An 8,835-nucleotide genomic window follows, 5' to 3' on the forward strand; every position below is an offset into this window, starting at 1 on the left:
TCGAGTTCGGGGTGGGACGCCATCCGGTCGCCGATTTCCGAACCCTTGCCGGGGACGACGTTGAGCAGTCCCTCGGGCAGTTCGGCCTCCTCGAATATTTTGGCGAGGAGGAGACCGCCGGTGACGGGCGTCGGCGAAGCGGGTTTCAGGACAACCGCGTTGCCGAGCGCCAGCGCGGGTGCGACGGCGCGCATCGAGAGGTTGAACGGGAAGTTCCACGGCGAGATGACGCCGACGACGCCCATCGGCACGCGCTTGACGTGGTTCTCCTTGCCCGGAATCATCGAGTCCTTGATCTCACCGCCGACGCGGAACGGGAACTCGGCCGCCTGCTGGGTGATACCGCGGGCGGTCTGCCACTCGGCGAACGCTTTCATGTTCGCGCTTCCGGACTCGACGGCGAGCGCGTGGAGAATGTCGTTTCGGTGTTCGTCCAGCAGGTCGAGTGCGGACTGGACGACGCCGACTCGTTTGCTCGGCGGCAGGTCGGCCCAGTCGGCCTGCGCCTCGGCGGCGGCCTCGTAGGCGCGGTTCACGTCGTCCTCGGTCGCGGCGGGGACCGACGTGACTTTCTCCTGAGTCGCCGGGTTCGTCACTTCGATTTCGTCCCGGTCGCCGCCGTCGATCCATTCGCCGTCGATGTAGAGGGCGTTCCAGTCGCCGTCCAAGGTGTAGGCTCTGTCCGACATCACTGAGAACTCGGGTGTTCATGGTGATAAATGGTCAGGAACCGGCTGCGGTGTGGCATTTTCAGACACGCTTCCGAACCGACGAAGAAAAACGGCTCCGGCCGTTACCACCGACAATGAATATCGAGTTTCTCGGCGGGGCGCGCGAGGTGGGGCGGAGCGCGATTCTCGTCAACGACTCCCTCCTGCTCGATTACGGGATGTTGACCGGCAATCCGCCACAGTACCCCGTCGAGGACGTCGACCCCGATGCCGTCGTCGTCTCCCACGGCCATCTCGACCACGTCGGCATCCTCCCTTCCCTGCTCGCGGGCGACGACCGGCCGCCGATTCACTGGACGCCGCCGACGTACGAACTGACGCGCATCCTCGCGCGGGACACCCTGAAACTCCACGGCGGAAGCTACGACTGTCCGTTCACCGAGGCGGAACTGAAACGCTTGGCCCAGGTGTCCGAACTGCACGGCTACGAGGAGTCGTTCGAAGCCGCGAGCCACGAAATCACGTTTTTCAACGCGGGCCACATTCCGGGGAGCGCGCATGTGCTTATCGACGACGGGGACACCGAACTGCTCTACACCGCCGACTTCCACACCGGCGACCAGCGGTTGCTGTCGGGCACGACCGCCCGCCCCGACGCGGACGTGGTCATCTGCGAGAGCACGTACTCCGACGTGGAGCGCGGTGAGCGGAAGACGACGGAACGGGAGTTCGCCGAAAGCGTGAAGACGACGGTGTGGGAGGGCGGAACCGTGGTCGTCCCGGCGTTCGCCATCGGCCGGACACAGGAGATACTGATGGTCTGTGAGGCCCACGACATCGACTGCTACGTGGACGGGATGGGAAAGCAAGTCACCAGAATGCTCCAACAGCAGTCCGAGTTCCTCCGCGACCCGGACGCCTTCCAGCGCGCCGTCTCGAACGCCCGGTTCGTGACGGGGAGAAACGGCCAGCGAAAGCGAATCGCGCGGAAGAACACCGTCATCGTGACGACCTCAGGGATGCTCTCGGGCGGCCCGGCGATGACGTACATCCCCGAAATCCGCGCCAATCCGGTCAACAAGATCACGATGACAGGCTACCAGGTCGAAGGAACGCCCGGCAGGGAACTGCTGGACCACGGCCGCGGCGAAATCGACGGTCGCGTCATGCCCGTCAGCGCGCAGGTCGAATCCTACGACTTCTCGGCTCACGCCGACCGGAACGGGGTGCTCGACTTCCTCGATTCGTATCGGAATTCGACGATTCTCGTCAATCACGGCGACAGATGCGAGGCGTTCGCCGAGGAACTGCGGGACGACGGCTTCGATGCGAACGCGCCCGAACTCGGTAGCCGGTTCGAAATCGCCGACGATTCGACCTCCGCGACGCCTCGCAACAAATTCACGTGACGACTCACCGTTAAATCCCTAAATCGTGCGCGAGTGCCATTTCGACCACTTGCCGTTCGGTTCGGTCTCCCATCGCTGGTGGATTTTCGGCTGTCGCGACACTTCCGGCATGTCTTCGAGACCGAACACGACGAGGCGTTCGTCCGCCGTCCGTGTGACGGAGAGACCGGCGCATTTGACCCTCCCGAACCGCTCCCACAGCGACCAGTCGCCGTTCGGTGCCATCTGCGAGAGGTGGTGGAGGCGTTTTCCGGTGATGAACGCTTCGAGGCGACCGTCGGCGTGTCGGCCGACGGCCAGCGATTTCGCCTTCGGGCGGTGGAACACCTGGAACCGCTCGGGATAGCTCAGTTCGCTCCATTCTTCCTCCCACTCGGTTTCCTCGAATCCGAGCTGTCGGAGGTAGAGCGGCGTCTCGTCGTCCCGGACGAGGAAAATCTCGAACTTCCCGTCGTTGTTCTCCGCGACGGCGAGCGAGTGACCGTTCGCCCGCCCGCGTCGATGCCAGTCGGCCCACTCGTCGCCGTCCAATTCGAGTTGCCAGCAGTGGTGAATTCCGAACAGGAACTCCTTTTCGGCCGCCGTCAGATCGGTCGCCTCGTCGTCGTAGCTGAGCAGGAAGGCGTGCAACCGTTCGTTCGCGGCCTGCTGGACGACGATTTCGTTCCCGGCTTGGTCGCCCAACTGTTCCCAGTCGGTCCACGTCGTCTCGTTCGGCGACGTCTGTTTCGCGTGGAACGTCCCGCTCGCTGGCCCGGTGACAAAGACTTCTAGCCGTCGGTCGCCGTTAGGTGCGACGGCTATCGACTCGCCCGTGATCGGATCGTCGGAGAGCAGTCGCCAGCCGCCCCATTCGGTCGCGGCTTCATCGGTGCCCAGCGGTTCCCGTCGATTGTGATACGTTCCGTCCGCCGGATCGGTGAGGAACACCTCGGGGCGTCCGTCCTCGTTGCGCCCGGCCGCTATCGCCTTTCCTTCGGCACCGACGAGTTGCTCCCAGTCGGTCCACTCCGTCTCCGACCCGGTCTGTCTGCTGGTGTACACCGTTTCGTCGATGAGGACGAACAGTTCGAGGTGGTCGCGTTCGTTGAGTGTTGTCGCTACTTTCATCGTTCGTAGTTACTCCGTCATCTCCGGCAGTCGCACGAGGTCCTCGGGGTTTTGCGAGGCAAATATCACGATGGTACCCTCCTGTCGTTGTTTTTGTAGCAGTTGTTCGCCCATCTCGCGGTCGAGGTCGGCGAAGATTTCTATCGCGGTGAGCATGTCGGGTTGTGAGACTCCTCGCTGAGCAGGATTCAGTCGGCCGCTCTTGGCTTCCTTTTCGGCGAGCATGACGCGAACGTACTCGGCAAGGTCTATCGTGTCGTCCAACTGATCGTGCCACGACGGTGGGTAGATGCTGACGTTCTCCCCGACTCGATACAGGTTGTTGCCGGGCATCCACGTCTCCGAGTCCATTAGTCGCTCTTCGAGCAAGGCGTTCGTCCGATCCTTGTCGTAATCGAGCGCGTCGGCGTAGGCGTCGATCCGTTCCCGCGAAAGTCCGGGTTCTTCCCCGTGATGATGCCGTTCGAGATATCTGACGAAGTCGTCGATTTCGTACTCGCGGTCGCGCAGCGAGAGATCATCGACCAGACGGTTATCAACAACGACCATGACTATCCGTTCGACCGACAGCTCGATAAAACTCTACAGAACCCTTCTGAGAATTCCGGAATAATCGCTACCGGTGACGTCGGATAACTGTACCCAACCGACGTCTAAAACGTGAGATGTGACGACGAACTCGGCATGTCGTCGTCATCGTCCTCCTCGATTCCCCCCTCGTGATCGAAGTCGCAGGTTCGGTCGGTCAGATAGATCTCGCCGTCGTCCTCGGTGACGTCGACTGAGAGGAGCGTCGAACCCGACGCTTTGCCGTTGTCGCAGTGGCCGGAACAGCCGTCGAACATCGACCCGTGTTTCGGGCAGATGATATCGCCGTCGCGCATCGCCGCCCTGAACCCTCGGTCGAGACGCTGGTCGGTTTCGTGCTGGCAGAAGTTCTTCCACGCGGCGATGCAGTCGCCACCGTTCACGAGAATCACTTCCTCCTGTGAGCCGTCGCGTTCGCGAACCGTGAACAGAAAGGAATCGTTTTCGGGGAGGTCCTTGACCGTCGTCAAGCGGTGGGCGTCGTCCGTCGCGTCCATACGGGCGTATCCGACGGATGGAAATTAAAGAATTCTATCGACTGACGATTACCGATCCACGATCATCGACTGACGGATTTCGACTGCGGGAAGTCGTATGTGACCCCCGTCAGTTCCTCGGAGGTGTCCCAGAGTCGCTCGGCGGTGCGTTCGTCGTAGGACTCGTCGCTGGACGGTTGGACGCTCGGGTGACCGCGCATGTTCATCAGGCCGTCCGGACCGACGTACTCTCCGCCCTCGATTTCCCCGGCGGTCGCACCGTACAGCATCGGGAGCGCGCCGCGTTCAGCGCTCTGTGCGAAGACGGCGTTCGCGACGCGCATCATCCACAGTCGAAGCAGGGAGCCTTCCCGTTCCGGGCCGCGTCGCTGGAGGTTCGTGCTCGCGTAGCCGGGATGACAGGCGACGCTCGCCACGTCATCGACCCCCGCGTCGTGGAGTTTTCGGTCGAGTTCGTAGGCGAACAGCACGTTCGCCAGTTTGCTCTGACCGTAGGCGTCCCACTTGTCGTATTCGCGTTCGCCCTGCAAGTCGTCGAAGTCGATGGTCCCCCGCTCGTGCACGCCACTACTCTGTGTCACGACCCGCGTCTCGCCCTCCGTTTCCAGCAGTGAACCGAGCAGGAGACCGGTCAGCGTGAAGTGACCGAGGTGGTTGACGCCGAACTGTAACTCGAAGCCGTCCGCGGTTTCCTCCCGCGGCACCGCCATCACGCCCGCGTTGTTACAGAGAACGTGCAGGTCGTCGTACTCCTCGCTGAAGTCGTCCACGAACTCCCGAATCAATGCGAGATCCGCGAGGTCGAGTTCCCGCACGTCGAGGTTCGCGTCCGGCAGTTCGGTCAAAATCCGCCCCTTGACTGTCATCGCGTGATTCGTCCGTCGGCAGGCCATGACGACGGTCGCCCCGTGGCGGGCGAGCGCCCGCGTCACCTCGTAGCCGAGGCCGCTGTTCGCGCCCGTGACGATTACGGTTTTTCCGGTCATGTCCGGCATGCTGTCTTGAGTCCACCCGGAGTCGGTCATGAACCCGATTACGGGCGGACGATACAGAAAAGCACCGCCCAACGGTTTCGAATTCCGACTACAACCCGCCCGCGCCGGTCGGCGCGTCGGGGAGGTCCGCGGGTTCCACCGGAATGCCGAGTTCTTCCAGCGCGGCTTTGAGGTGTTCGCCCTTCGCGTACTCCGAACCGTCCTCCTCGCGCTTTCGTTGGGCGACGGCGAGGACTTCGGCGCGGCGGTCGTCCGGAATGTCGAACTTGTCCGTCGTCAGTTCGATGGTGAGGCCGTTGTGGTCCGAGGTGTACAGCGAGTAGAAGATGCTCCGGTCGAACTCGTTGTACCGGCGGCCGTGCGCTTCGAGTCGTTCGCGGACTTCCTCGATTCGCTCCGGGTCGAACCGGAACGCGAGGTGGTGGACGGCACCGATGCCGGTCCGCTGTGGTGCGGGATTCGACTGGCGACCCTCCTTAACGAAGAACGTGATGATACGGCCGTCGCCGCTGTCGAAGAACAGGTGCGTGACGTTCGGCGCGTCGAGGTTCGGTTGGCGGAGGACGAGCGGCATTCCGAGCACGTCCCGATAAAATTCGACCGTATCCTCCTCGTTGCTCCCGATGAGCGTGATGTGGTCGGTGCCGGTGAGCGGAACCGCGCCGTCCGGGCGCTCCGCCGTGATCGGAATGTCGTCCGTGGAAGGTTCGTTGGACATCGTTCTCGTCTCAGGATTGGTTCCGAGCGGAGAAATACCCTCGCTGACGGTGGTGTCACCACATGACATCGATGTCAGTGGTACTTCAGTGCCGATTATCGAATTAGGCGTCAATAGTGGCACACTGGATTACGTGTGTAGATCCACCCATATTATGTTCATGATCGCTGGAATAATGATCTTATGATCCGTAGAACTAGTTACCATGACTGAACGAGACACCTTGTTCGAGGATTTAAATCCAACCGTCAAAATATTATTAAAGGTCTTGTTCGCAGTAGTGGTCACCCTGATAGCGTACAATCTATTGCTAGTACTCTTATACGGGGTTTTTTGACCTGCCTACCTGTGATTAAACACACCTCTCGTGGATATTTCGACAGGAGTTGATGTGTTACTGCTTCTTGGAGGATATCTTGAATAGATCTTGACCGATGATGCACACTACGAACTTCGTGTAAATCGTTTCGGGTGGTTCGGTTATCCTCTTCATTTCCCGCCGAACCGCTCGTCGTCCACCAGCGCCCGCAGTTCCGGGTCGAGTCGGTTGTACGCTTTGCGCCGCCCCTCGTCGTCCGCGCCGGACTTCCGAACGTAGGTTCGTTTCTCGATATCGAAGACGGTCGACTCCTGTAATCCCCGCTCAGCAACGAGTTTCTTGACCTTCTTCGTGTCGAACGACCGGGCTTCCTCCGGGTCGATACCCGCCGCTTCCAAGTGGTCCGCGACGGTTTGTTCGTCCTTGAGATTCCATCGCTTGTGGGTGGTCCGTTTCACCGCACCGAAATCCGACTCGACTCGCCGGTCGTCCTGCACGACCTCCAGCAGTTTGTCCCGGACTTCCTTCCGCGCGTCGTCGGCGGAACTGCTCACGTCCGAAAGGAGCGTGTAGAGGTTCACCAGGCGGAAAGTATCGAGTTCGTCCAACGAATCGACGTCGTACTCCTCGACGGCGTCGAACAGCACCAACACGTCCCTGACGAAATCGAGGTCGAGACCGAACTCGGGCGAGTCCTCCGGCGGAAGAGTGGGGGCGGGCGTCGATGCGGCAGATTCTCCACCCGAATCCCCTGCTTCGTTGCCAGTCGCCGCCGAGCCATCCGACTCCGCGTGCTGTCGTCGCTTTTCGCTCATCACGAACTCGCGGGCACCGTCGTAGTCCAGCGCGTCCCACGAGTGGCCGTCGTCCGACGAACGACTGACGTGTGCCGCGACCGAGCGGATGGCGTCCTCGTACTCACACCCCTCGACCGGACAGGTCGTCGGGTCGTACTCGTCTTGCATGTATCCTCTCTGTGTAGTATCGCGTTCGTCGTTTTCTTGAGCGTTCCGCTACAGTCGGTTTTCGACCGTTTCCCCGAGGCGGGAGAACATCCGCGCGCACCCGACGGCGAGAACGACCGCGGTCGTCGCCGTCACGATAGGCGAGTGAAACGCGAGATCGACCCCCGTCGCGGCGTAGGCGACCCCGAGGATGACGGCGTCGTAGAAGACGAACCGCAGGAGCACCAACGCGGGTGTCACCTGCGGCCAGTCGATGTCGATCCAATGGCCGCGGAACGTCCCGACCGAGAGACAGAGCGCGAGCCATCCGAAGAGGGCGGAAAACTTCAGCGACCCGTTCGGTTCCGCGTCCATCAGGACGTAGAAGGCGGGCACACAGAGAAACGTCACCTCCCCGACCGCGAAGAAGAAACTCTCCGTCCACTCCTCGATGCCCTCCTTTTCCTCGCGGGTTCGAAGGCGGCGTTCCTCCGTCGCGTGGTCCGTACCGCGGCTCATCACTTCGAAATTTTCGGCGGCTTCGTACAAAAGGCTACGGTGGAAACGGAGGTGAGGAAGAGGGGTGGTACGTGGGGAATTCATATCTCTCGCGACTACTGACAATAGTGTGATAAAAACAAAATACTTACTATCCAACCTTCGTAATATCTTCACATGAATACAAGTTCCCGCAGAAGTGAGGTCTTAGTGCTAGCACTCTGGATTATGAATCTGATAGTCGCCCTGAACTTCAGATCAGAACCGATATTCCGAACGTGGCTCGGGCGTCTGTATTTCGTTTTGGCGCTACTTGGAATCGCCGTCAGCGGATGGAAATTATTGAACGGACGCCAATCGTAATCCCTGTCGCGGTTCACGTAACTCTTGGAGCGGACTGTGGATGATTCTTGAAATCTGAACGCACACTCGTGCCGCTTTCGTGAACGGTGTGTTTACCCGGCGTGAGCCAGTACGTCCCGGTATGACGAACTTCGACGTTTCAGAGGACGAGTGGCGCGAGGAACTAATCGAGACACGCAAAGAGAAAGACGACTTTTTCGACACGCACCCACAGTCGCCGATTCCGCCGGGGGAGCGCGACGATTTCGACGGCCTGTCGTACTTCGACCCGGACGCGGACTACCGCGTGACGGCGACGGTCGAGGCACACGACGACCCGGAACCCGTCGAACTGGAGACGACCGCGGGACCGTCACAGCGCTACCTTCGGACCATGACGCTCCACTTCGAGGTGGACGACGAGGATGCGTCACTCGCGGTGTACCAACAGGAGGGGCAGGATTCGCTGTTCGTGCCGTTCCGGGACAAGACGACAGGCCAGCAGAGCTACGAAAACGGACGCTATCTGGAACTCCATCCCGACCGACGACTGTCGGACGGCGACGAGATAGTTCTCGACTTCAACGTGGCGTACTCCCCGTTCTGCGCCTACAGCGAGACGTTCTCCTGTCCGCTCCCGCCCGAGGAAAACTGGCTCGACGTGCTGATTCCGGCGGGCGAGCAAACGTTGGACGGCCACTGAGCGAACACTGAGTGTCCCAGCCGAACGGACTCCACCGGAAA

The 8,835-nt window shown here is 61.0% G+C and carries 10 protein-coding genes; 2 read left to right on the forward strand and 8 right to left on the reverse strand.

What is annotated here, in order from left to right:
- Positions 1-689, reverse strand: a 689-nt coding sequence (locus WBV42_RS18855) for an aldehyde dehydrogenase family protein (RefSeq protein ID WP_423987400.1), incomplete at its 3' end; no start/stop codon positions are given.
- Positions 690-805: 116 nt separating this feature from the next.
- Here WBV42_RS18855 and WBV42_RS18860 point away from each other — a divergent pair.
- Positions 806-2,080, forward strand: coding sequence for an MBL fold metallo-hydrolase (locus WBV42_RS18860; protein WP_423987401.1), 1,275 nt, complete (start codon positions 806-808; stop codon positions 2,078-2,080).
- An 18-nt stretch (positions 2,081-2,098) separates the two neighbouring features.
- Here WBV42_RS18860 and WBV42_RS18865 read toward each other — a convergent pair whose 3' ends face one another.
- The 7 genes from WBV42_RS18865 to WBV42_RS18895 all read right to left on the reverse strand — a co-directional run bounded on the left by WBV42_RS18865 (position 2,099) and on the right by WBV42_RS18895 (position 7,770).
- On the reverse strand, positions 2,099-3,190 hold the full coding sequence (locus WBV42_RS18865) for a hypothetical protein (RefSeq protein ID WP_423987402.1): 1,092 nt from the start codon (positions 3,188-3,190) through the stop codon (positions 2,099-2,101).
- Positions 3,191-3,199: 9 nt separating this feature from the next.
- Positions 3,200-3,739, reverse strand: coding sequence for a hypothetical protein (locus WBV42_RS18870; RefSeq protein ID WP_423987403.1), 540 nt, complete (start codon positions 3,737-3,739; stop codon positions 3,200-3,202).
- Between the two features lie 104 nt (positions 3,740-3,843).
- On the reverse strand, positions 3,844-4,275 hold the full coding sequence (locus tag WBV42_RS18875; protein ID WP_423987404.1) for a Rieske (2Fe-2S) protein: 432 nt from the start codon (positions 4,273-4,275) through the stop codon (positions 3,844-3,846).
- A 62-nt stretch (positions 4,276-4,337) separates the two neighbouring features.
- Positions 4,338-5,300 (reverse strand): oxidoreductase, encoded by a 963-nt coding sequence (locus WBV42_RS18880; protein WP_423987405.1) that lies wholly within the window; start codon positions 5,298-5,300, stop codon positions 4,338-4,340.
- Positions 5,301-5,358: 58 nt separating this feature from the next.
- A complete protein-coding gene (locus WBV42_RS18885) occupies positions 5,359-5,988 on the reverse strand; it encodes a VOC family protein (RefSeq protein ID WP_423987406.1) in 630 nt (209 codons plus the stop codon).
- A gap of 489 nt (positions 5,989-6,477) precedes the next feature.
- On the reverse strand, positions 6,478-7,272 hold the full coding sequence (locus WBV42_RS18890; RefSeq protein ID WP_423987407.1) for a hypothetical protein: 795 nt from the start codon (positions 7,270-7,272) through the stop codon (positions 6,478-6,480).
- A 48-nt stretch (positions 7,273-7,320) separates the two neighbouring features.
- Positions 7,321-7,770: a hypothetical protein gene (locus tag WBV42_RS18895; RefSeq protein ID WP_423987408.1), complete on the reverse strand. Its 450-nt coding sequence runs from the start codon at positions 7,768-7,770 to the stop codon at positions 7,321-7,323.
- Positions 7,771-8,233: 463 nt separating this feature from the next.
- Here WBV42_RS18895 and WBV42_RS18900 point away from each other — a divergent pair, with 463 nt between their 5' ends.
- A complete protein-coding gene (locus tag WBV42_RS18900; protein WP_423987409.1) occupies positions 8,234-8,794 on the forward strand; it encodes a DUF1684 domain-containing protein in 561 nt (186 codons plus the stop codon).
- The last annotated feature ends 41 nt before the right edge of the window (positions 8,795-8,835 follow it).

The organism is Haladaptatus sp., from assembly GCF_049589095.1.
Lineage (GTDB): Archaea > Halobacteriota > Halobacteria > Halobacteriales > Haladaptataceae > Haladaptatus.

Excerpts from the sequence above, each read along its gene's own strand:
- WBV42_RS18860 (WP_423987401.1), top strand. The coding sequence starts at position 806 with ATGAATATCGAGTTTCTCGGCGGGGCGCGCGAGGTGGGGCGGAGCGCG.
- WBV42_RS18865 (WP_423987402.1), bottom strand. The coding sequence starts at position 3,190 with ATGAAAGTAGCGACAACACTCAACGAACGCGACCACCTCGAACTGTTC.
- WBV42_RS18870 (WP_423987403.1), bottom strand. The coding sequence starts at position 3,739 with ATGGTCGTTGTTGATAACCGTCTGGTCGATGATCTCTCGCTGCGCGAC.
- WBV42_RS18875 (WP_423987404.1), bottom strand. The coding sequence starts at position 4,275 with ATGGACGCGACGGACGACGCCCACCGCTTGACGACGGTCAAGGACCTC.
- WBV42_RS18880 (WP_423987405.1), bottom strand. The coding sequence starts at position 5,300 with ATGACCGACTCCGGGTGGACTCAAGACAGCATGCCGGACATGACCGGA.
- WBV42_RS18885 (WP_423987406.1), bottom strand. The coding sequence starts at position 5,988 with ATGTCCAACGAACCTTCCACGGACGACATTCCGATCACGGCGGAGCGC.
- WBV42_RS18890 (WP_423987407.1), bottom strand. The coding sequence starts at position 7,272 with ATGCAAGACGAGTACGACCCGACGACCTGTCCGGTCGAGGGGTGTGAG.
- WBV42_RS18895 (WP_423987408.1), bottom strand. The coding sequence starts at position 7,770 with ATGAGCCGCGGTACGGACCACGCGACGGAGGAACGCCGCCTTCGAACC.
- WBV42_RS18900 (WP_423987409.1), top strand. The coding sequence starts at position 8,234 with ATGACGAACTTCGACGTTTCAGAGGACGAGTGGCGCGAGGAACTAATC.